The sequence below is a fragment of the Streptomyces tropicalis genome (genome assembly GCF_029269835.1).
Lineage (GTDB): Bacteria > Actinomycetota > Actinomycetes > Streptomycetales > Streptomycetaceae > Streptomyces > Streptomyces tropicalis.
In genome coordinates this window covers 16131-36622 of record NZ_JARJBB010000001.1, presented here as the reverse complement: position 1 = coordinate 36622, position 20492 = coordinate 16131, and the positions used below count along the sequence as shown (strand labels likewise).

24 protein-coding genes are annotated in these 20492 nt (G+C 74.6%); 21 read left to right on the top strand and 3 right to left on the bottom strand.

Going from position 1 to position 20492, the window contains the following annotated elements; all coding sequences use genetic code 11:
- Nucleotides 1–74: 74 nt before the first annotated feature.
- From hisD to P3H78_RS00130, 10 genes are all read left to right on the top strand, one after another.
- The gene (gene hisD, locus P3H78_RS00175) at nt 75–1400 is read left to right on the top strand and encodes a histidinol dehydrogenase (RefSeq protein WP_276106620.1); all 1326 of its coding nucleotides are present in this window, start codon (nt 75–77) and stop codon (nt 1398–1400) included.
- Nucleotides 1397–2506 (top strand): histidinol-phosphate transaminase, encoded by a 1110-nt coding sequence (locus tag P3H78_RS00170; RefSeq protein WP_276106619.1) that lies wholly within the window; start codon nt 1397–1399, stop codon nt 2504–2506. Before hisD ends, P3H78_RS00170 begins: the two co-directional genes overlap by 4 nt.
- On the top strand, nt 2503–3105 hold the full coding sequence (gene hisB / locus P3H78_RS00165) for an imidazoleglycerol-phosphate dehydratase HisB (RefSeq protein WP_276106618.1): 603 nt from the start codon (nt 2503–2505) through the stop codon (nt 3103–3105). Before P3H78_RS00170 ends, hisB begins: the two co-directional genes overlap by 4 nt.
- Before the next feature lie 4 nt (nt 3106–3109).
- On the top strand, nt 3110–3274 hold the full coding sequence (locus P3H78_RS00160) for a CG2302 family histidine operon protein (RefSeq protein ID WP_276106617.1): 165 nt from the start codon (nt 3110–3112) through the stop codon (nt 3272–3274).
- Complete coding sequence (hisH, locus tag P3H78_RS00155; protein ID WP_276106616.1) at nt 3265–3912, top strand: imidazole glycerol phosphate synthase subunit HisH; 648 nt, start codon at nt 3265–3267, stop codon at nt 3910–3912. Before P3H78_RS00160 ends, hisH begins: the two co-directional genes overlap by 10 nt.
- 4 nt (nt 3913–3916) lie before the next feature.
- Nucleotides 3917–4642 carry a bifunctional 1-(5-phosphoribosyl)-5-((5-phosphoribosylamino)methylideneamino)imidazole-4-carboxamide isomerase/phosphoribosylanthranilate isomerase PriA gene (priA, locus tag P3H78_RS00150; RefSeq protein ID WP_276106615.1) on the top strand — a complete coding sequence of 242 codons (726 nt, stop codon included), beginning with the start codon at nt 3917–3919 and terminating at the stop codon, nt 4640–4642.
- A complete protein-coding gene (locus P3H78_RS00145) occupies nt 4639–5049 on the top strand; it encodes a RidA family protein (RefSeq protein WP_276106614.1) in 411 nt (136 codons plus the stop codon). Before priA ends, P3H78_RS00145 begins: the two co-directional genes overlap by 4 nt.
- Nucleotides 5046–5801, top strand: a complete 756-nt coding sequence (gene hisF / locus P3H78_RS00140; RefSeq protein WP_276106613.1) for an imidazole glycerol phosphate synthase subunit HisF — start codon at nt 5046–5048, stop codon at nt 5799–5801. The genes P3H78_RS00145 and hisF overlap by 4 nt, the downstream gene beginning before the upstream one ends.
- A gap of 133 nt (nt 5802–5934) precedes the next feature.
- A complete protein-coding gene (locus P3H78_RS00135; protein WP_276106612.1) occupies nt 5935–6525 on the top strand; it encodes an ArsR/SmtB family transcription factor in 591 nt (196 codons plus the stop codon).
- A 320-nt stretch (nt 6526–6845) separates the two neighbouring features.
- Nucleotides 6846–8090 (top strand): MFS transporter, encoded by a 1245-nt coding sequence (locus tag P3H78_RS00130; RefSeq protein WP_276106611.1) that lies wholly within the window; start codon nt 6846–6848, stop codon nt 8088–8090.
- Nucleotides 8091–8339: 249 nt separating this feature from the next.
- Here P3H78_RS00130 and P3H78_RS00125 read toward each other — a convergent pair whose 3' ends face one another.
- The gene (locus P3H78_RS00125) at nt 8340–8975 is read right to left on the bottom strand and encodes a TIGR03085 family metal-binding protein (RefSeq protein ID WP_276106610.1); all 636 of its coding nucleotides are present in this window, start codon (nt 8973–8975) and stop codon (nt 8340–8342) included.
- Nucleotides 8976–9115: 140 nt separating this feature from the next.
- Between P3H78_RS00125 and hisI the strand changes: the two genes are divergently transcribed.
- The 11 genes from hisI (at nt 9116) to lgt (ending at nt 18226) form a co-directional block, all read left to right on the top strand.
- On the top strand, nt 9116–9508 hold the full coding sequence (gene hisI / locus P3H78_RS00120) for a phosphoribosyl-AMP cyclohydrolase (RefSeq protein WP_276106609.1): 393 nt from the start codon (nt 9116–9118) through the stop codon (nt 9506–9508).
- A gap of 11 nt (nt 9509–9519) precedes the next feature.
- Nucleotides 9520–11028, top strand: coding sequence for an anthranilate synthase component I (locus tag P3H78_RS00115; protein ID WP_276106608.1), 1509 nt, complete (start codon nt 9520–9522; stop codon nt 11026–11028).
- 75 nt (nt 11029–11103) lie between these two features.
- Complete coding sequence (locus P3H78_RS00110; RefSeq protein ID WP_276106607.1) at nt 11104–11751, top strand: TIGR02234 family membrane protein; 648 nt, start codon at nt 11104–11106, stop codon at nt 11749–11751.
- A gap of 218 nt (nt 11752–11969) precedes the next feature.
- Nucleotides 11970–12218, top strand: coding sequence for an HGxxPAAW family protein (locus tag P3H78_RS00105; protein WP_276106606.1), 249 nt, complete (start codon nt 11970–11972; stop codon nt 12216–12218).
- A gap of 107 nt (nt 12219–12325) precedes the next feature.
- Entirely contained in the window at nt 12326–12826 is a 501-nt protein-coding gene (locus P3H78_RS00100) for a DUF2752 domain-containing protein (RefSeq protein WP_276106605.1), read from the top strand.
- A gap of 174 nt (nt 12827–13000) precedes the next feature.
- A complete protein-coding gene (gene trpC, locus P3H78_RS00095) occupies nt 13001–13810 on the top strand; it encodes an indole-3-glycerol phosphate synthase TrpC (protein WP_276106604.1) in 810 nt (269 codons plus the stop codon).
- A 50-nt stretch (nt 13811–13860) separates the two neighbouring features.
- On the top strand, nt 13861–14067 hold the full coding sequence (trpM, locus tag P3H78_RS00090) for a tryptophan biosynthesis modulator TrpM (RefSeq protein ID WP_276106603.1): 207 nt from the start codon (nt 13861–13863) through the stop codon (nt 14065–14067).
- Nucleotides 14068–14146: 79 nt separating this feature from the next.
- Nucleotides 14147–15433 (top strand): tryptophan synthase subunit beta, encoded by a 1287-nt coding sequence (gene trpB / locus P3H78_RS00085; protein ID WP_276106602.1) that lies wholly within the window; start codon nt 14147–14149, stop codon nt 15431–15433.
- Nucleotides 15430–16248, top strand: a complete 819-nt coding sequence (trpA, locus tag P3H78_RS00080; protein WP_276106601.1) for a tryptophan synthase subunit alpha — start codon at nt 15430–15432, stop codon at nt 16246–16248. The genes trpB and trpA overlap by 4 nt, the downstream gene beginning before the upstream one ends.
- 100 nt (nt 16249–16348) lie before the next feature.
- A complete protein-coding gene (locus tag P3H78_RS00075) occupies nt 16349–17119 on the top strand; it encodes a DsbA family protein (RefSeq protein ID WP_276106600.1) in 771 nt (256 codons plus the stop codon).
- 102 nt (nt 17120–17221) lie between these two features.
- Nucleotides 17222–18226, top strand: coding sequence for a prolipoprotein diacylglyceryl transferase (gene lgt / locus P3H78_RS00070; RefSeq protein ID WP_276106599.1), 1005 nt, complete (start codon nt 17222–17224; stop codon nt 18224–18226).
- Nucleotides 18227–18328: 102 nt separating this feature from the next.
- Here the strand turns inward: lgt and P3H78_RS00065 are convergent, their stop codons facing one another.
- Nucleotides 18329–19243, bottom strand: a complete 915-nt coding sequence (locus tag P3H78_RS00065) for an HpcH/HpaI aldolase/citrate lyase family protein (protein ID WP_276106598.1) — start codon at nt 19241–19243, stop codon at nt 18329–18331.
- Nucleotides 19240–20457, bottom strand: coding sequence for a CaiB/BaiF CoA transferase family protein (locus P3H78_RS00060; RefSeq protein WP_276106597.1), 1218 nt, complete (start codon nt 20455–20457; stop codon nt 19240–19242). Before P3H78_RS00060 ends, P3H78_RS00065 begins: the two co-directional genes overlap by 4 nt.
- Nucleotides 20458–20492 lie beyond the last annotated feature (35 nt).

Genomic DNA, 20492 nt, shown 5'->3' with positions numbered 1-20492 from the left:
GAACGGGCAGGGTTCTGTATCAGCCATTGATACGGGCGGACGGTGCCCGACGGCGGTCTGAGAGAATTGGAACCGTGATCTCCCGAATCGATCTGCGCGGCGACGCCCTCCCCGAGGGCCCCGCCCTGCGCGACCTGCTGCCCCGAGCCGACTTCGACGTCGCGGCCGCCCTGGAGAAGGTGCGCCCGATCTGCGAGGCCGTGCATCATCGTGGCGACGCGGCGCTGATCGACTTCGCCGAGCGCTTCGACGGCGTCCGCCTGGAGTCGGTGCGGGTCCCGGCCCACGCCCTGAAGGAGGCGCTGGAGCAGCTCGACCCGGCCGTGCGCGCTGCGATGGAGGAGTCCGTCCGGCGGGCCCGCCTGGTCCACCGCGAGCAGCGGCGCGCCCCGCACACCACCCAGGTGGTGCCCGGCGGCTCGGTGACCGAGAAGTGGGTGCCCGTCGACCGGGTCGGGCTCTACGCGCCCGGCGGCCGTTCGGTCTACCCCTCCTCCGTCATCATGAACGCGGTGCCCGCCCAGGAGGCCGGCGTCGCGTCGATCGCGCTCGCCTCGCCGCCCCAGGCCGAGTTCGGCGGCCTGCCGCACCCGACGATCCTCGCCGCCTGCGCCCTGCTCGGCGTCGACGAGGTGTACGCGGCGGGCGGCGCCCAGGCCGTCGCGATGTTCGCCCACGGCACCGAGTCCTGCCCGCCGGCGAACATGGTCACCGGCCCCGGCAACATCTGGGTCGCGGCCGCCAAGCGCCACTTCACCGGCCGCATCGGCATCGACGCCGAGGCCGGCCCCACCGAGATCGCGATCCTCGCCGACGCCACCGCCGACCCGGTGCACGTGGCCTCCGACCTGATCAGCCAGGCCGAGCACGACCCGCTGGCCGCCGCCGTCCTGGTCACCGACTCCGTGGACCTCGCGGACGCGGTGGAGAAGGAACTGGCCCCGCAGGTCGAGGCGACCAAGCACGTCGAGGACCGGATCCGCCCGGCGCTGGCCGGCCGGCAGTCCGCGATCGTCCTGGTCGACGGCGTCGACGAGGGCCTGCGCGTGGTCGACGCCTACGGCGCGGAGCACCTGGAGATCCAGACCGCCGACGCGGCCGCCGTCGCCGACCGGGTGCGCAACGCCGGCGCGGTCTTCATCGGCCCCTGGGCCCCCGTCTCCCTCGGCGACTACGCGGCCGGATCCAACCACGTCCTCCCGACCGGCGGCTGCGCCTGCCACTCCTCGGGCCTGTCCGTCCAGTCCTTCCTGCGCGGCATCCACATCGTGGACTACACCCGGGACGCGCTCGCCGAGGTCGCCCACCACGTGGTGACGCTGGCGGAGGCGGAGGACCTGCCGGCGCACGGCGCGGCGATCAAGGCCAGGTTCGGCTGGAAGGTACCGGCGAGCAAGTGAACTTCGGAATCGACGACCTCCCCGTACGGGACGAGCTGCGCGGCAAGTCCCCCTACGGAGCGCCCCAACTGGACGTCCCCGTACGGCTGAACACCAACGAGAACCCGTACCCGCTGCCCGAGCCGCTGGTCGAGCGGATCACCGAGCGGGTGCGCGAGGCGGCCCGCCACCTCAACCGCTACCCGGACCGGGACGCGGTGGAGCTGCGCACCCGGCTCGCCGAGTACCTGACGACGACCGGGAAGCACCCCCTCGGCCGGGAGAACGTCTGGGCGGCCAACGGCTCCAACGAGGTCATCCAGCAGCTGCTGCAGACCTTCGGCGGGCCCGGCCGCACGGCCATCGGCTTCGAGCCGTCGTACTCGATGCACGCGCTCATCGCGCGCGGCACCGGCACCGGCTGGATCTCCGGTCCCCGCAACGACGACTTCACCATCGACCTCGCCGCCGCCGAGCGGGCGATCGCCGAGCACCGCCCGGACGTCGTCTTCGTCACCACCCCCAACAACCCCACCGGCAACGCCGTCCCGGCCGGGACGGTCCTCGCCCTGTACGAGGCCGCGCAGGCGGCGAAGCCGTCGATGGTGGTCGTGGACGAGGCCTACGTCGAGTTCAGCCACGGCGCGTCGCTGCTGCCGCTGCTCGACGGCCGCCCGAACCTGGTGATCTCCCGCACCATGTCCAAGGCGTTCGGCGCCGCCGGCCTGCGCCTGGGCTACCTGGCCGCGCACCCGGCCGTGGTCGACGCCGTCCAGCTCGTCCGGCTGCCGTACCACCTCTCGGCGGTCACCCAGGCGACCGCGCTGGCCGCCCTGGAGCACACCGGCACGCTGCTGAAGTACGTCGAGCAGCTGAAGGCCGAGCGGGACCGCCTCGTCGGCGAGCTGCGCGGACTCGGCTACGACGTCACCGAGTCGGACGCGAACTTCGTCCAGTTCGGACGGTTCGCCGACTCCCACGCGGTCTGGCGGCAGATCCTCGACCGGGGCGTGCTGGTCCGCGACAACGGAGTGCCGGGATGGCTGCGGGTCACCGCCGGCACCCCGGAGGAGAACGACGCGTTCCTCGACGCGGTCCGTGAACTGAAGAAGGAGCAGAGCGCATGACTCGCGAGGGTCGCATCGGAAGAATCGAGCGCACCACCAAGGAGACCTCGGTCCTGGTCGAGATCGACCTCGACGGCACCGGGCGCACCGACATCGCCACCGGCGTCGGCTTCTACGACCACATGCTCGACCAGCTCGGCCGCCACGGCCTGTTCGACCTCACCGTGAAGACCGACGGCGACCTGCACATCGACTCCCACCACACCATCGAGGACACCGCCCTCGCGCTCGGCGCCGCCTTCCGGCAGGCGCTCGGCGACAAGGTGGGCATCTACCGCTTCGGCAACTGCACGGTCCCGCTGGACGAGTCCCTCGCCCAGGTCACCGTCGACCTCTCCGGCCGCCCCTACCTCGTGCACACCGAGCCCGAGCGGATGGCGCCGATGATCGGCGAGTACGACACCACGATGACCCGGCACATCCTGGAGTCCTTCGTCGCCCAGGCCCGGATCGCGCTCCACGTGCACGTGCCCTACGGGCGCAACGCGCACCACATCGTGGAGTGCCAGTTCAAGGCGCTCGCCCGGGCGCTCCGCTACGCCAGCGAGCGCGATCCGCGCGCCGCCGGCATCCTCCCGTCGACGAAGGGCGCCCTGTAGTCCCATGAACGGCCTGTCCACCGTACTGATCTTCGTCGGCCTCTTCCTGGTCGGCGGGATCGTCTCCTTCGCCAAGCAGAAGATGCCCACCAGCCTCATCGTGCTGCTCTCCATCGGCGCGGCCATGTGCCTCGTCGCCGGGGTCATGCGGCTGGAGGTGTGGAATTGAGCAGCGCGAAGAGCGTCGTCGTCTTCGACTACGGCTTCGGCAACGTCCGCTCCGCCGAGCGCGCCCTCGCCCGCGCGGGCGCCGACGTCGAGATCACCCGTGACTTCGACCGGGCCATGAACGCCGACGGGCTGCTGGTGCCCGGCGTCGGCGCCTTCGCCGCCTGCATGCAGGGCCTGAAGGCCGCCCGCGGCGACTGGGTGATCGACCGGCGGCTGGCCGGCGGGCGCCCTGTCATGGGCATCTGCGTCGGCATGCAGATCCTGTTCGCGCGGGGCATCGAGCACGGCGTCGAGGCGGAGGGCCTGGACGAGTGGCCCGGCACCGTCGGGCCGCTGCAGGCCGACGTCGTGCCCCACATGGGCTGGAACACCGTCGAGGCACCGGCCGACTCCGAGCTGTTCGCCGGCCTGGACGCCGACGCGCGCTACTACTTCGTGCACTCCTACGCCGTCCACGACTGGCAGCTCGACACCCACAACCCGACGCTGCGGGCCCCCCGGGTCACCTGGGCGACGCACGGCGAGCCCTTCGTCGCCGCCGTGGAGAACGGCGCCCTGTGGGCCACGCAGTTCCACCCCGAGAAGTCCGGCGACGCCGGCGCGCAGCTGCTCACCAACTGGATCGGAACCCTGTAGAGACATGGCCACGCTCGAACTCCTCCCCGCCGTCGACGTCCGTGACGGCCAGGCCGTCCGCCTCGTGCACGGCGAGTCCGGCACGGAGACCTCCTACGGCTCCCCGCTGGAGGCCGCCCTGGCCTGGCAGCGCTCCGGTGCCGAGTGGCTCCACCTGGTCGACCTGGACGCCGCGTTCGGCACCGGGGACAACCGCGCGCTGATCGCCGAGGTCGCCCGCGCCATGGACATCAAGGTGGAGCTGTCCGGCGGCATCCGCGACGACGCCACGCTGGCCGCCGCCCTCGCCACCGGCTGCACCCGGGTGAACCTCGGCACCGCCGCCCTGGAGACCCCGGAGTGGGTCGCCAAGGTCATCGCCGAGCACGGCGACCGGATCGCGGTCGGCCTCGACGTGCGGGGCACCACCCTGCGCGGCCGCGGCTGGACCCGCGACGGCGGCGACCTCTACGAGACGCTGGCCCGCCTCGACGCGGAGGGCTGCGCCCGCTACGTCGTCACCGACATCGCCAAGGACGGCACCCTCCAGGGCCCGAACCTGGAGCTGCTGCGCAACGTCTGCGCGGTCACCGACCGCCCGGTCGTGGCCTCCGGCGGCGTGTCGTCGCTGGACGACCTCCGCGCCATCGCCGAGCTGGTACCCCTCGGTGTCGAGGGCTCCATCGTCGGGAAGGCCCTCTACGCGAAGGCGTTCACCCTGGAAGAGGCCCTGGAGGCTGTGTCGTCATGACGTCCGAAGCCGTACGGCGCGTGCAGAGCGGAAGTCCCTGGGAGGAGAGTTTCGGGTTCGCGCGGGCCGTGGCGGCCGGGGACCGCGTGCTGGTGGGCGGCACGACGTCCTTCAAGGGCCGGGTGCTCTACGGCGAGGGCGACCCGTACGAACAGGCGAAGGTCGCCTTCACCAGTGCGCTGGAGGCGATCGCGGAGTTCGGACTCGGTCCCGGGTCGGTGCTCCGGACCAGGATGTACCTGACCCATCCGCGGGACGTCGACGCGGTGGGCCGGGCCCACAAGGAGATCTTCGACGCGGTGCGCCCGGCCGCGACCCTGCTGGTCGTGGAGGGCTTCGTCGACCCGCGCATCCTGGTCGAAGTGGAACTGGAAGCATTCAGAGGACCTGAGGAGCCGACTTCATGACCCTGGCGGTCCGAGTCATCCCCTGCCTGGACGTGGACGACGGCCGGGTCGTCAAGGGCGTCAACTTCGAGAACCTGCGCGACGCGGGCGACCCGGTCGAGATGGCCAAGGTCTACGACGCGGAGGGCGCCGACGAGCTGACGTTCCTCGACATCACCGCCTCCTCGGGGAACCGCGAGACCACCTACGACGTGGTGCGCCGCACCGCCGAGCAGGTGTTCATCCCGCTGACGGTCGGCGGCGGCGTCCGCACGGCCGACGACGTGGACCGGCTGCTGCGGGCGGGTGCCGACAAGGTGGGCGTGAACACCGCGGCGATCGCCCGCCCGGAGCTGATCCGGGAGATCGCCGAGCGCTTCGGCCGGCAGGTGCTGGTGCTGTCCGTCGACGCGCGGCGGACCGCTCCCGGCTCCTACGAGGTCACCACGCACGGCGGTCGCCGGGGCACCGGCATCGACGCGGTGGAGTGGGCGCACCGGGCGGCCGAGCTGGGCGCCGGCGAGATCCTGCTCAACTCCATGGACGCCGACGGCACCCGGGACGGCTACGACCTGGAGATGATCGCGGCGGTGCGCAAGCACGTCACCGTCCCGCTGATCGCCTCGGGCGGCGCCGGGAAGCTCGCCGACTTCCCGCCGGCCGTCGCCTCCGGCGCGGACGCGGTGCTGGCGGCCTCGGTGTTCCACTTCGGTGACCTGCGCATCGGCGAGGTGAAGCAGACCCTGCGGGAGGCGGGCCACCCCGTGCGCTGACCCCGCGCGCCTGTCCCGCGCCGTGACCGGCCCCGGCCGCCCCGAGCGACCGGGGCCTTTGCGCGGGCAGATGCACAAGGAAAGTTGCGCAAAAAATATTGTGCAACTTTTCCTGCGCATCTACGCTGACGGCATGAGCAGCAAGGAGCGGAACCGCCGCATCACCGACCTGGGCACCCTCAAGGCGCTGGCCCACCCCCTGCGGATGCGGCTGTACCGCGGGCTGCTCGTCGCGCGGGCCGCGACCGCCTCACAGCTCGCCGAGCAGGTCGACGAGGCTGTCTCCCTGGTCAGCTACCACCTGCGCAGGCTCGCCGAGTTCGGCCTCATCGAGGAGGCCGAACCGCGCAGCGCGGACAGCCGGGAGCGGTGGTGGGAGCCCGCCTCCGACGGCGTGAGCATCCGCGACGAGGACTTCCGCGACGCCCCGGAGAAGGCGGCCGCGCACACCGCGGCCAGTCGCCTCTTCTTCGAACAGCGCGCCGAGATGTACCGCAGCTTCCTGGACCAGCGGGCCCATTGGGGCCCCGAGTGGAACCGCTCCGCCGAGTCCATGGAGACCATGCTCCGCCTGACCCCGGAGGAACTGCTCGACATGGACCGGGAGATGCAGGCCCTGTTCCGCCGCTGGGAGGAGCGCGGCCGGGCGGCCGACGAGGCCGGCGACACCGACGGCCGGGAGAACGTCGCGGTGCACGCGTACGCCTTCCCGTTCCGCCTCTGACCCCTCCCTGCGCCTTTGCGCTCACGCCGCCCCGGCCGACGTCCGCGGGCGTGGCACCCGGTGGCGGCCGCACCCGCCCGGCACCCGGCTCCCGGGCCCTGCCTCCCGCCGCGTTCACCGGCCCGCGCACATCCGCGTGTACCACCGCACCACCCGGCGTGTACCACCGCACCACCACCGCACCACGGCGTCTCCATGCGTCCGCACCGCCGCACCTCCGCACCTCCGCACCTCCGCGCCACCGCACCTCCGCACCACCGCGCGTCCGCGCCTCCGCACGCCGCTCGATCCGAGATCCGCGCCCCGAGAGGACCGCCGCCATGACCGCCACCTCCCTGCATCCGGCGCCCGCCGGGGAGCGGCCCGCCCACCGCGACCCCAACGTGCTGCGCTGGCTCGGCGCCTACACCTCGTCCGCGATGGGCGACAGCGTCTGGTTCCTCGCCCTGTCCTGGGCCGCCGTGCAGGCCGGGACCCCCGCCGAGGCCGGGTTCGTGACGGCGGCCGGTGCCCTGCCGCGGGCCCTGCTGATGCTCGGCGGGGGAGTGGTCGCCGACCGGTACGGCCCGCGCCGGGTGGTCCTCGGCAGCAGCGCGGTCCGCTGTGCCCTCGTCCTCGCCGCGGCCCTGCTGCTGCTCGCCACCCGGCCCGGGCTGTGGACGCTGGGCGCCGCCGCGGTGGTCTTCGGGGTCGTCGACGCCGTCTTCCTGCCCGCCGCGGGGGCCCTGCCCGCCCGGATCGCCGCCCCCTCCCAGCTCGCCCGGGTCCAGGGGATGCGGGGTCTGGCCACCCGGCTCGCCACCGTCCTCGGCGGCCCCGTCGGCGGACTCGGCGTCGCCGTCGGCGGGACCGCCGGAGCCTTCGGGCTCGCCGCGCTGCTGATCGGCGGGTCGCTGCCGGTGCTGCTCACCCTCCGGGGCGCGGAGCCACCCCCGGCCGGCCTCGTCCGGCGTCCCGGCGTCCTGGCGGACCTGTGTGACGGCTTCCGCCGGATCGCGGGCAGCCCCGTGCTGCGGGTGCTGATCGCCGTCATCGCGCTCAGCGACCTCGGCTTCGTGGGGCCGATGAACCTCGGGCTGACGCTGCTCGCGCAGCAGCGGGGCTGGGGTTCGGCGGGGATGGGCTGGGTGCTCGCCGGGTTCGGCGCCGGCGCCGGGGCCGCGTCACTGCTGGTCGCGGTGCGCGGACGGGTGCCCCGCCCCGGTCTCGTGCTGGCCCTCGCCGAGGCCGCCGGTGCCGTGGCCATCGCCGGTCTCGCCCGGGTGCCGTCCGTCGCCGGCGCGACCTGTGTGGCCGCGCTGATCGGCCTGCTCGCCGGGCTCGGCGGGGCACTCGCCGGGGCCCTGGTGCAGGTGGCGGCCGGCCCCGCGCACGTCGGGCGGGTCACCTCGGTCTCCACCCTGGCCGGCTTCGGCGTCGCGCCGCTCACCTTCCCCCTGGTCGGGGCGGCTGTCGAACGCTGGGGGACCGGTCCCGTCTTCACCGCCTGCGCCACTCTCTGCGCCGCGGGCGCGGCCCTTGCCCTGAGCTCCGGGGCCCTGCGCCGGGCCGAACTGCCGGGCTGAGCACCGGACTTCGTGCCGGACCGAGGAGCGCCGGGGCATGATGCCGGGGCCGGGCGCCGCAGTGACGGCCGGGGCGATGCGCGGCCGGAGCGCCGAGGCGCCGAACCGCCGCCCCGAGCCGGGGCGTGGGGGCCGGGGAGCGTACCCGCCCCGGATCCGGACCGCACCCCCGGACCGGCGGGCGTCCTCGCGCCGGCCGCCGGGCACGGGGCCGGAGCCCGGCCCCGTGCGGGCCGCCCTCGGGCCCGGTCAGAACCCCAGTTGCCTGGTCTCGTGCAGCGTCGTGATCGCGTCCTGGTCGCCGTCCAGCTCGACCTTCGCCGCGTCCTGCCGGCCGAACGCGAACATCAGCAGCTCCGAGGGCTCACCCGTCACCGTCACCACGGGCGTGCCCTTGTGGGCGACCACCGTCTGGCCGTCGGGGCGGCGCAGCACCAGGCCCGTCGGCACGCCCCGGCCCAGCAGCCGGACGGCGCGCTCCAGGCGCGACCACAGCGCGTCCTGGAAGACGGAGTCGAGCTCGCGCGGCGCCCAGTCGGCCTGGGCGCGGCGCACGTCCTCCGCGTGCACGTAGAACTCGACGGTGTTCGCGGCCTCGTCGATCTGCTTGAGCTGGAAGGGGGAGAAGCGCGGCGGCCCGGTGCGGATCAGCCGGATCAGCTCGTCGTAGGGCTTGGCCGCGTACTCGTCCATCACCTTCTCGAGGCGCGGCGCGAGCTGCTTGATCAGTGAGCCGCCGGCCGCGTCCGGGCGGCGCTCGCGCACCACCACGTGCGCGGCGAGATCGCGGGTCCGCCACCCCTCGCAGAGGGTCTCCGCATCCGGGCCGGCGGTCTCCAGGAGGTCGGCGAGCAGCAGACGTTCACGCTGGGCAAAGGTCGACATGACGTCAGCCTACGACCACGTACCGCGTCCGCCCACCCGCGGCCCGGCCGGCCGCGCGCCGCCCGCCGGGGGCGGATCCGCCGGGCCGGTACCGCGGACGGGCGCGGGACCGGCGTGCCGCACGCGGCACAATGGCACCCATGAGCAGCACGCCTCCGCCCAGCAGCCTCGCCCCCGAGATCGCCGCGCGCCTCAAGCGCAGTGCCGACGGGCTCGTCCCCGCGATCGCCCAGCAGTACGACACGGGGGAGGTGCTGATGCTCGGCTGGATGGACGACGAGGCGCTGCACCGCACGCTGACCACCGGCCGCTGCACCTACTGGTCGCGCAGCCGCCGCGAGTACTGGGTCAAGGGCGACACCTCCGGGCACGTCCAGCACGTGAAGTCCGTCGCCCTCGACTGCGACGCCGACACCCTGCTCGTCCAGGTCGACCAGGTCGGCGCGGCCTGCCACACCGGCGCCCGCACCTGCTTCGACGCCGACGTGCTGCTCGGCGGCGCCGCCGAGCGCGTCTCCGGCACGGACCGGTGAGGCAGGCCGTGATGGACCTCGAGACCTTCCGCAAGCTGGCCGCCGACCGCCGGGTGGTCCCCGTCACCCGCAAGCTCCTCGCCGACGGCGACACCCCGGTCGGGCTGTACCGCAAGCTCGCCGCCGAGCGCCCCGGCACCTTCCTGCTGGAGTCCGCGGAGAACGGCCGCTCGTGGTCCCGCTACTCCTTCGTCGGCGTCCGGAGCGCCGCCACCCTCACCGAGCGGGACGGCCGCGCCCACTGGCTGGGCACCCCGCCGGTCGGCGTCCCCGTCGAGGGCGACCCGCTGGCCGCGCTGCGCGCCACCGTCGAAGCCCTGCACACCCCCCGCGACCTCGCGCAGGACCTCGGCCTGCCGCCCTTCACCGGCGGCATGGTCGGCTACCTCGGCTACGACATCGTGCGCCGCCTGGAGCGGATCGGCCCCGGCGAGCGCGACGACCTGGCGCTGCCCGAGCTGACCATGCTGCTCACCTCCGACCTCGCCGTCCTGGACCACTGGGAGGGCACGGTCCTGCTGATCGCCAACGCGATCAACCACAACGACCTCGACACCGGCGTCGACGAGGCGTACGCCGACGCCGTGGCCCGGCTGGACGCGATGGAGGCGGACCTGTCACGCCCGGTCGCGCAGCCCCCGGCCGTCCTGCCGCCGTCGGAGCTGCCCGAGTACACCGCACTGTGGGGCGGGCCCGACTTCCAGGAGGCCGTGGAGGACATCAAGGAGCGCATCCGCGCGGGCGAGGCCTTCCAGGTCGTCCCCTCGCAGCGCTTCGAGACGCCGCTGACGGCGAGTGCGCTGGACGTCTACCGCGTCCTGCGGGCCACCAACCCCTCGCCGTACATGTACCTGTTCCGCTTCCCGCACGGCGACGGGGCGGCCTTCGACGTCGTCGGCTCCTCGCCCGAGGCGCTGGTGAAGGTCGAGGACGGGCGGGCCATGGTGCACCCCATCGCGGGCACCCGGCCGCGGGGCGGCACGCCGCAGGAGGACCAGGCCCTCGCCGACGAGCTGCTCGCCGACCCCAAGGAGCGGGCCGAGCACCTCATGCTGGTCGACCTCGGACGCAACGACCTCGGCCGGGTCTGCGAACCGGGTTCGGTCGAGGTCGTCGACTTCATGTCCGTCGAGCGCTACTCGCACGTCATGCACATCGTCTCGACCGTGACCGGCCGGGTCGCGCCGGACCGCACCGCCTTCGACGTCCTGACGGCCTGCTTCCCGGCCGGCACCCTGTCCGGCGCGCCGAAGCCCCGGGCGATGCAGATCATCGACGAACTCGAGCCGTCCCGGCGCGGGTTGTACGGCGGCTGCGTCGGCTACCTCGACTTCGCCGGCGACTCCGACACCGCCATCGCCATCCGCACCGCCCTCCTGCGCGACGGCACCGCCTACGTGCAGGCCGGAGCGGGCATCGTCGCCGACTCCGACCCGGTCGCGGAGGACACCGAGTGCCGCAACAAGGCGGCGGCCGTGCTGCGCGCCGTGCACACCGCGAACCGGCTCGGCCGGGCATGAGCCACCGGGGCGGCCGCGCCTCCGCGGCCGCCCGGGCGAACCCCGGGTGAGGGTTCGCCCGGGGATCAGGCGATAGTGGAGTACGTGACTGCTGTTCCTCACCCCCGTTCCGAAGCCGCCGCACCCGCCGGGGCCGGCCGGCGGAGCCTCGCCCTCGCCCTGCTGTGCGGCGCGCTCGGCGCCGCCGTGGTGCTGCTGGCGTCCCGGCAGCGCTGGGCCGGCGGCACCGCGACGGTGGCCGGCGGCGCCTTCCCCCTGACCGCCAAGGGCAGCGAGGTCACCGGCGTGCCCGCGGCCCTCGCCGTGGTCGGCCTGGCCGCGCTCGTTGCGGTCTTCGCGGTCCGCCGGGCCGGCCGGGTCCTGGTCGCCGCGCTGCTCGCGCTGTCCGGCGGCGGCACGGTCGCGGCGGCCCTCATGGGCGCCACGGACGGGTCCGCCCTGGACGACAAGGCGGCCCAGGCGTCCGGCACGACGGACGCCACGGCGACCGCGCTCACCCACACCGGCTGGCCCTACGTGGCCGCCGTGGGCGGGGCCCTGATCCTGCTCGCCGGGCTGCTCGCGCTGCGCTACGGCGGCCGCTGGCCGGGCATGTCCGGCCGCTACGAGCGCACCGGGGCGCCCCGCGCCCGCACGCCCCGGCCGGTCGACCCCGACCGCCCGGAGGACCTGTGGAAGGCCCTCGACCGCGGCGAGGACCCCACGGGCCCCGACCCGGCCTAGGCCCGGACCGACCGGCTCCCCCCCCGGCCGTCCCACCCCGGGCCCCGCACACCACGCCCGCGTGCCGCTCCGCGCCTGCGCGCACCGGCCCGCGGCCGGGCGGCCCGCGGCCGGGCGGCTGCGGCGGGGAGAGACCCCCGCTCACGGGCGGCGGACGGGTACGGGACAATGGACGTGAGCGTCCGGCTCAGACACACCACAGCAACGAGGAGCAAGTCATGGCGGGCAGCAGCCACGGTCACACCCCGGCCGCCTGGACCGGTGTCATCATCGCCTTCATCGGTTTCTGCGTGGCCGGCGCCTTCATGGTGATGGCCCAGCCGCTCGGCTTCTGGGCCGGCATGGTGATCACCCTGCTGGGCGGTGTGGTCGGCGGCGTCATGCGCATGATGGGCCTCGGCCAGCCCAAGGACGTGCACCCGGTGCACGTCGTCGCGGACCGCGAGCCGGTCCACGCCGAGGGCTGACCGCGTCGTACCGGGCGGGAGCCGGCACCGGGCGGACGCCGTCCGGCGCCCGCCCACCGTCCGGCGGCACGCCCCCGCCCGTGCGCGTACGCGCCGCACCGGGCAGAATGCGAGGCGTGAACGCCGACAGCCAGAGGGTGACGCGCCGCCGGACCCCCGTCCCCCGTCCGGGGGGAACCCACCAGGTCCGGAGCGTGCCGACCGGAGCCGCGGCCGTCCTCGGACGGCTCGCCGCCCCCGCCGGGACGTTGGCCGCGGTCGCCGCGGCCTTCGCCTACGTCGGCGCCGTCGACCCCAACGAGCCGGGCCACTACCCCGTCTGCCCGCTGCTGCGCTACGCCGGCCTGTACTGCCCCGCCTGCGGCGGACTGCGCAGCGCGCACGCCTTCGTGCACGGCGACCTCCTCGGGGCCCTGCGCGACAACGCGCCCGCCACCGCGGGCTTCGTGGCCTTCGCCGTGTTCTGGGTCCTGTGGACGGCCGGCGCGGCCCGCGGACGGCCGCCGCGCTTCGAACCCGGGCCCGTCACCCTGTGGAGCCTCGGCGCCCTGCTGGTGGTCTTCACCGTGGTCCGGAACCTGCCCTTCGGCGGCTGGCTCCACCCTTGACCCCTTGATCGTCCGCCGAACGTCCAGGTGGTGGGACCGGCGTCAACCGGATGCGAGGCCATCGCCCTCCTCCGGATACCATCGCAGTGACCACCGGTTTCGTCCGCCTGAGGCGGCCGGCCGGCGGTGGCCCACCCGCTGGAACAGTCAACCGTCTGAAAGGGGGCCGCTCGCGTGAGTGTGCTCGACGAGATCATCGACGGAGTCCGTGCCGACCTCGCGGAGCGGCAGGCGCGCGTCAGCCTCGACGAGCTCAAGGAGCGCGCGGCGAAGGCTCCCGCGGCGAAGGACGGAGTCGCGGCCCTGCGCGGCGACGGCGTCAAGGTCATCTGCGAGGTCAAGCGCTCCAGCCCCTCCAAGGGCGCGCTGGCCGCCATCGCCGACCCGGCCGGGCTCGCCGCCGACTACGAGGCGGGCGGCGCGGCCGTCATCTCCGTGCTCACCGAGCAGCGCCGCTTCGGCGGTTCACTGGCCGACCTGGAGGCCGTGCGGGCCCGGGTCGACATCCCGGTGCTGCGCAAGGACTTCATCGTCACCTCGTACCAGCTGTGGGAGGCCCGCGCGTACGGCGCCGACCTCGTCCTGCTGATCGTCGCCGCGCTCGACCAGCCGGCCCTGGAGTCGCTGATCGAGCGCGCCGAGTCCATCGGCCTCACCCCGCTCGTCGAGGTCCACGACGAGGACGAGGTGGAGCGCGCGGTGGACGCGGGCGCCAAGGTCATCGGCGTCAACGCCCGCAACCTCAAGACCCTCGAGGTCGACCGCGACACCTTCGAGCGGGTCGCGCCGGAGATCCCGGACAGCATCGTCAAGATCGCCGAGTCGGGCGTCCGCGGCCCCCACGACCTCATCGCCTACGCCAACACCGGCGCCGACGCCGTCCTGGTCGGCGAGTCCCTCGTCACCGGCCGCGACCCCAAGGCGGCCGTCGCCGACCTGGTGGCCGCGGGCGCGCACCCGGCGCTGCGGCACGGACGGGACTGACCCCGCGTCGGCCGCGGCAGCGTCCGTGCGCCGGTACAGTGGTCCGCGAGATGACCTCCTCGATCACCGAGCCCGCCAGGGACCCGTACGCCCGCCTCGCGCGCGGCTGCCGGCCCCGCGGCTGCCGTGCGCCCGCGCGCCGGGTCCACGGCCGCCGGGTGCGGTACGTCATCGGTGACGAACCGGGCCAGGTGAACGGCATGCGATGGCAGCGGCCGACCCGCAGGGGCGCGGGGAACGGCGCGAGCGCCGCCTGACGGCCGCAGCCGGCCGACGACTCCCCGCCCCCCACGGCGATCCAGTGTCTTCTCCACGCACTCACCGTGAGGTTTCCGCATGCCCAGCGAGTTCTTCATCCCCGACCCCGAGGGTCGCGTCCCCACCGCCGAGGGCTACTTCGGCGCGTTCGGCGGCAAGTTCATCCCGGAGGCGCTCGTCGCCGCCGTGGACGAGGTCGCCGTCGAGTACGACAAGGCGAAGGCCGACCCCGAGTTCGCCCGCGAGCTCGACGACCTGCTCGCCCACTACACGGGGCGGCCCAGCGCGCTCACCGAGGTGCCCCGCTTCGCCGAGCACGCCGGCGGCGCCCGGGTGTTCCTCAAGCGCGAGGACCTGAACCACACCGGCTCGCACAAGATCAACAACGTGCTCGGCCAGGCCCTGCTCACCAAGCGCATGGGCAAGACCCGTGTCATCGCCGAGACCGGCGCCGGCCAGCACGGCGTCGCCACCGCCACCGCGTGCGCGCTCTTCGGCCTCGACTGCACCATCTACATGGGCGAGATCGACACCCGGCGCCAGGCTCTCAACGTGGCCCGGATGCGGATGCTCGGCGCCGAGGTCGTCGCCGTGAAGTCCGGCAGCCGCACCCTGAAGGACGCCATCAACGAGGCGTTCCGCGACTGGGTCGCCAACGTCGACCGCACGCACTACCTGTTCGGCACGGTGGCCGGCCCGCACCCCTTCCCGGCCATGGTCCGCGACTTCCACCGCGTCATCGGCGTGGAGGCCCGCCGCCAGATCCTGGAGCGCGCAGGCCGGCTGCCCGACGCCGCCGTCGCCTGCGTCGGCGGCGGCTCCAACGCCATCGGCCTCTTCCACGCCTTCATCCCGGACGCCGGGGTCCGCCTGATCGGCTGCGAGCCCGCCGGGCACGGCGTGGAGACCGGCGAGCACGCGGCGACGCTGACCGCAGGCGAGCCCGGCATCCTGCACGGCTCCCGGTCCTACGTGCTCCAGGACGATGAGGGCCAGATCACCGAGCCGTACTCGATCTCGGCCGGTCTGGACTACCCGGGCATCGGCCCCGAGCACTCCTACCTGAAGGACTCCGGTCGCGGCGAGTACCGGGCCGTCACCGACGACGCCGCCATGCAGGCGCTGCGGCTGCTGTCGCGCACCGAGGGCATCATCCCGGCCATCGAGAGCGCCCACGCCCTGGCCGGCGCCCTGGAGGTCGGCCGCGAGCTCGGCGCGGACGGGCTGATCGTGGTCAACCTCTCCGGCCGCGGCGACAAGGACATGGACACCGCCGCCCGCTACTTCGGCCTGTACGACACCGACGCCACCGTGGCCGCGGACGCCGACACCGAGGCCGCCGAGATCGAGGGGGACGCCCAGTGAGCGGCACCATCCAGCTGCTGACGGACACCCTGGCCGCCGCGAGGGCGGAGGGGCGCTCCGCGCTCATCGCGTACCTGCCCGCCGGGTTCCCCACCGTGGACGGCGGCATCGAGGCGGTCAAGGCCGCCTTCGACGGCGGCGCCGACGTCGTCGAGGTCGGCCTGCCGCACAGCGACCCGGTCCTCGACGGCCCCGTCATCCAGACCGCCGACGACATCGCCCTGCGCGGCGGCGTCCGCATCGCCGACGTGCTGCGCACCGTCCGCGAGGCGCACGCGGCCACCGGCAAGCCGGTCCTGGTCATGACGTACTGGAACCCGATCGACCGCTACGGCGTCGAGCGCTTCACCGCCGAGCTCGCCGAGGCGGGCGGGGCCGGCTGCATCCTGCCGGACCTCCCGGTCCAGGAGTCCGCCCTGTGGCGGGAGCACGCCGAGAAGCACGGGCTGGCCACGGTCTTCGTCGTGGCGCCCAGCAGCAGGGACGAGCGGCTCGCGGAGATCACCGCCGCGGGCTCCGGCTTCGTCTACGCGGCCTCGCTGATGGGGGTCACCGGCACGCGCGCGTCGGTGGGCGCGCAGGCCCGGGACCTGGTGCGGCGGACCCGCGACACCGGCACCGGCCTGCCGGTCTGCGTCGGGCTCGGCGTCTCCGACCCGGCTCAGGCCGCCGAGGTCGCCGGCTTCGCCGACGGCGTGATCGTCGGCTCCGCCTTCGTCAAGCGCATGCTCGACGCCCCCGACGCGGCGACCGGCGTGGCGGAGGTCCGCGCGCTCGCGGCCGACCTGGCCCGGGGCGTGCGCGGGCAGGCGTAGCGCCCGGCCCGGGCGGCGGGACCGGCGGGACCGGTCATCCGAACGGGTGGACCTGGGACCGGGGAGGCGCAACGCGCCTCCCCGGTTCGTTTTCGGGGGTGTGAGCGAGAAGAACCATGAGTCGAAGCACGCCGCCCGGGACCGGCTGGCGGCCGAGCGACAGAAGCAGAAGTCCGCGGACAAGCGACGTCGTGCGCTGGTCGTGGGAGCCGCCGTGGTCGGCGTCCTGGGCCTGGCGACGGTGATCGGAGTGGTCGCGGCGAATTCCGGCAAGCACAAGAGCACCGGGTCCGGCCCGGTCGTCGCACCCTCCGGGGCGCAGGGCAAGGACGCCCTCGCGATCCCGGTCGGCAAGGACGGCGCCGGAACGACGCTCACCGTGTGGGAGGACTTCCGCTGCCCTGCCTGCCAGGTCTTCGAGACGGTGTACCGGCCGACACTCCACCAGCTCACCGACTCCGGCAAGCTGCGGGTGGAGTACCACCTGGCCCGCCTCATCGACGGCAATCTCGGCGGCACCGGCTCCCTGCACGCGGCGAACGCGGCCGCCTGCGCCCAGGACGCCGGCACGTTCCGCGCCTTCCACGACGTGCTCTACGAGAACCAGCCGAAGGAGACCGACGACGCCTTCGCGGACAACGACAAGCTGATCGCCCTCGCCGGCAAGGTGGACGGCCTGGACACCCCGGCGTTCCGCGCCTGCGTCACCAAGGGCACGCACGACGCCTGGGTCGACAAGTCGCACCAGGCGTTCCAGGCCGGCGGCTTCACCGGCACCCCCACCGTCCTGCTGAACGGCAAGAACATCCTCCAGGACCGGACGATGACCCCGGCCAAGCTGAAGCAGATGGTGGAGGCCGCCCAGCGATGAACGCACCGGGCGGCGACCGCCCGGTGCGCCCGGCCCGTTACGCAGCCGTTGCCGGGCCGCCCGACGTGGGCCCGGCCCGGCTGCGGTAGCGTCGACCTTGCCATGGAACTTGCCTACATTCCCAGCCCGTCGCGCGGTGTGCTGTACCTCGGCCCGATCCCGTTGCGCGGCTACGCGTTCTGCATCATCATCGGCGTCTTCGTCGCCGTCTGGCTCGGCAACAGGCGCTGGATCGCCCGCGGCGGGCTGTCCGGCACGGTGGCCGACATCGCGGTGTGGGCCGTGCCGTTCGGCCTGGTCGGCGGTCGCCTCTACCACGTGATCACGGACTACGAGCTGTACTTCAGCAAGGGCCGCGACTGGGTCGACGCGTTCAAGGTGTGGGAGGGCGGCCTCGGCATCTGGGGCGCGGTCGCGCTCGGCGCGGTCGGCGCGTGGATCGGCGCCCGCCGCCGGGGCATCCCGCTGCCCGCCTACGCCGACGCGGTCGCCCCGGGCATCGCCTTCGCCCAGGCGATCGGCCGCTGGGGCAACTGGTTCAACCAGGAGCTGTACGGCCGGGAGACGCACGTTCCGTGGGCGCTGCACATCACCTCGTCGGCCGACGGCCGCATCCCCGGGTACTACCACCCGACGTTCCTCTACGAGTCCCTGTGGTGCGTCGGGGTCGGGTTCCTGGTCATCTGGGCCGACCGCCGCTTCCGCCTGGGCCACGGCCGGGCGTTCGCGCTGTACGTCGCCGCGTACTGCGTGGGCCGCGGCTGGATCGAGTACATGCGCGTCGACGACGCCCACCACATCCTCGGCCTGCGGCTCAACGACTGGACCGCGCTGATCGTCTTCCTGCTCGCCGTGACGTACATCGTGGTGTCCGCCCGCAGGCGTCCCGGCCGGGAGGCCGTGGTGGAACCGGCGGCCGTCGCCGCCCGCGCCGAGGCCGGCGAGGGCGAGGGCACGGACGCGGAGGCCCAGGACGCCCCGCAGGACGGCACCGCGGAGCACGGCACGGCCGAGGGCGCGTCCGGCACCGCCGACCGGGACGGCCCGTCCGGCGGGGACCGGCCGGACGCCGTGAAGGACGGCGCCGAGTCGGCGAAGAAGAGCTGACGGCGGGGCCGCGCCCCGCCACGGCCGACGAGGGCGCCCGGAGCACTCCGGGCGCCCTCGTCGCATCCCGGGGGCCCGGCCGCCCGCCGCCAGGGCGTGTCGTCACATCCCCGTCTGCCCCGCGGCGCCGGGCACGCACTCTCCATGGACCCGGGGGACGGAGCGGTGGCGCCGCGCCAGGCTCAGGGTGCGCCGGGCCGCCGCCACGACCGCGGCGTCCACGAACCGGCCGTCCGGCAGGGCCTGGGCGCCCTGTTCCATGGTGGCCGCCTTCACCACCGTCTCGGCTTCCTCCAGCTCCCGGTCGGTCGGCAGGTAGGCCCGCTCGATGATCGGCAGCTGCCGGGGGTGGATCGCGGCCCGGCCGAGGAAGCCCAGAGTGCGGCCGTGCGCGCAGGAGGCGGCCAGCCCCTCCAGGTCCCGGATGTCGGGATGCACGGACTGGGCCGGCGGAGCCAGTCCCGCCGCCCGCGCCGCGACCACGACCCGGGCGCGCGCCCAGTCGAGCCCCGCGTCGGCCCGGACGCCCAGGTCCGCCCGCAGGTCGGACTCGCCGATCGACACGCCCCGCAGGGCCGGGTGCGCGGCGGCGATGGCGTAGGCGTGCTCGATGGCCAGCGCCGTCTCCAGCAGGGCGTACAGCGGCGGCCCCGCGCAGCCGCCCGGCGGCACCGGGCCCGCCGGGCGGGTGCGCCGGGCGATGCGCAGCACCTGTGCGGCCGACGTCACCTTCGGCAGCCGCAGCCCGGCCAGTCCCGGCTGCGGCACGACCGCCGCGAGATCGGCGGCCGCGAGCGGCCCGTCGACGGCGTTGACGCGGACGTGCACGGGGACCGGCTGACGCTCGGCGAGCAGTTCGGCGGTGGCCGCGCGCGCGTACTCCTTGCGGTCCGGGGCGACCGCGTCCTCCAGGTCGACGACCACCACGTCCGCGCCCGAGGACAGCGCCTTGACGACCACGTGCGGACGGTCGCCCGGCGCGTACAGCCAGGTCAGCGGGAAGGGCGCGGCCGTCACAGGGCGCCCTCCGCGCGCAGCGCGGCCAGCTCCCCGGGGGTCAGTCCCAGCTCGGTCAGCACCGCGTCGGTGTCGGCGCCGTGCGGGCGGCCCGCCCAGCGGATCGCGCCGGGCGTCGCGGACAGCCGGAACAGCACGTTCTGCATCCGCAGCGGACCCAGCTCCGGGTCGTCGAGCGCGGTGATGGTGCCGAGCGCCCGGTACTGCGGGTCGTCCATCACGTCCCGCACGTCCTGGATCGGGGCGACGGCCGCCTCCGCCTTCTCGAAGGCGGCCAGCACGTCGGCGCGGGAGTGCCGGGCGATCCAGCCGCCGACCGCCTCGTCCAGGACGTCGGCGTGCGCGGCCCGGCCCCCGCCGGTGCCGAACCACGGCTCGTCGACCAGCTCGGGCCGGCCGACCAGCCGCAGCACGCGCTCCGCCACCGACTGCGCCGACGTGGAGACGGCGACCCAGGTGCCGTCGGCCGTGCGGTAGGTGTTGCGGGGCGCGTTGTTCTGGGTGCGGTTGCCGGTCCGCGGCTGGACGTAGCCGAGCTGGTCGTACCAGGTCGGCTGGGGCCCCAGCACGGTCAGGATCGGCTCGATGATCGCCAGGTCGACGACCTGGCCCGCCCCGGTGCGCTCCCGGGCCGCCAGCGCGGTCATCACCGCGTACGCCGTGGCGAGTCCGGCGATGGAGTCGGCCAGGCCGAACGGCGGCAGCATCGGCGGGGTGTCCGGCTCCCCGGTGATCGCGGCGAAGCCGCTCATCGCCTCGGCGAGGGTGCCGAAGCCGGGGCGGCGCGCGTACGGCCCGTACTGGCCGAAGCCGGTGACCCGGGCGAGGACCAGGCGCGGGTTGACCGCCGACAGCTCCGGCCAGCCGAGGTCCCACCGCTCCAGGGTGCCGGGGCGGAAGTTCTCGACGATCACGTCCGCGCCCTCGGCCAGCCGCAGCAGGGTGGAGCGGCCGCCGGGCCGCGACAGGTCAAGGGTGATGGTGCGCTTGTTGCGGCCGAGGAGCTTCCACCACAGCCCGACGCCGTTCTTGGCCGGGCCGTGGCCGCGGGCCGGGTCGGGCTTGGCCGGGTGCTCGACCTTGATCACCTCGGCGCCGAAGTCGCCGAGCATGGTGGCGGCGATCGGCCCGGCGAACAGGGTGGCGAGATCGAGGACGCGCAGCCCGGCGAGCGGGGCGGGCGGCTCGGCGCCGCCGGCGCGGGGCGTGCTCATGAGGCGGGCCGGGGGCGGCCGGGCCGGGCGACGTC

Bases quoted from the DNA above. Each gene is read 5' to 3' on its own strand.
- hisB (WP_276106618.1), top strand. From the start codon at position 2,503: ATGACTCGCGAGGGTCGCATCGGAAGAATCGAGCGCACCACCAAGGAG.
- P3H78_RS00160 (WP_276106617.1), top strand. From the start codon at position 3,110: ATGAACGGCCTGTCCACCGTACTGATCTTCGTCGGCCTCTTCCTGGTC.
- priA (WP_276106615.1), top strand. From the start codon at position 3,917: ATGGCCACGCTCGAACTCCTCCCCGCCGTCGACGTCCGTGACGGCCAG.
- P3H78_RS00145 (WP_276106614.1), top strand. From the start codon at position 4,639: ATGACGTCCGAAGCCGTACGGCGCGTGCAGAGCGGAAGTCCCTGGGAG.
- hisF (WP_276106613.1), top strand. From the start codon at position 5,046: ATGACCCTGGCGGTCCGAGTCATCCCCTGCCTGGACGTGGACGACGGC.
- P3H78_RS00135 (WP_276106612.1), top strand. From the start codon at position 5,935: ATGAGCAGCAAGGAGCGGAACCGCCGCATCACCGACCTGGGCACCCTC.
- P3H78_RS00130 (WP_276106611.1), top strand. From the start codon at position 6,846: ATGACCGCCACCTCCCTGCATCCGGCGCCCGCCGGGGAGCGGCCCGCC.
- P3H78_RS00125 (WP_276106610.1), bottom strand. From the start codon at position 8,975: ATGTCGACCTTTGCCCAGCGTGAACGTCTGCTGCTCGCCGACCTCCTG.
- hisI (WP_276106609.1), top strand. From the start codon at position 9,116: ATGAGCAGCACGCCTCCGCCCAGCAGCCTCGCCCCCGAGATCGCCGCG.
- P3H78_RS00115 (WP_276106608.1), top strand. From the start codon at position 9,520: ATGGACCTCGAGACCTTCCGCAAGCTGGCCGCCGACCGCCGGGTGGTC.
- P3H78_RS00105 (WP_276106606.1), top strand. From the start codon at position 11,970: ATGGCGGGCAGCAGCCACGGTCACACCCCGGCCGCCTGGACCGGTGTC.
- P3H78_RS00100 (WP_276106605.1), top strand. From the start codon at position 12,326: ATGCGAGGCGTGAACGCCGACAGCCAGAGGGTGACGCGCCGCCGGACC.
- trpM (WP_276106603.1), top strand. From the start codon at position 13,861: ATGACCTCCTCGATCACCGAGCCCGCCAGGGACCCGTACGCCCGCCTC.
- trpB (WP_276106602.1), top strand. From the start codon at position 14,147: ATGCCCAGCGAGTTCTTCATCCCCGACCCCGAGGGTCGCGTCCCCACC.
- lgt (WP_276106599.1), top strand. From the start codon at position 17,222: ATGGAACTTGCCTACATTCCCAGCCCGTCGCGCGGTGTGCTGTACCTC.
- P3H78_RS00060 (WP_276106597.1), bottom strand. From the start codon at position 20,457: ATGAGCACGCCCCGCGCCGGCGGCGCCGAGCCGCCCGCCCCGCTCGCC.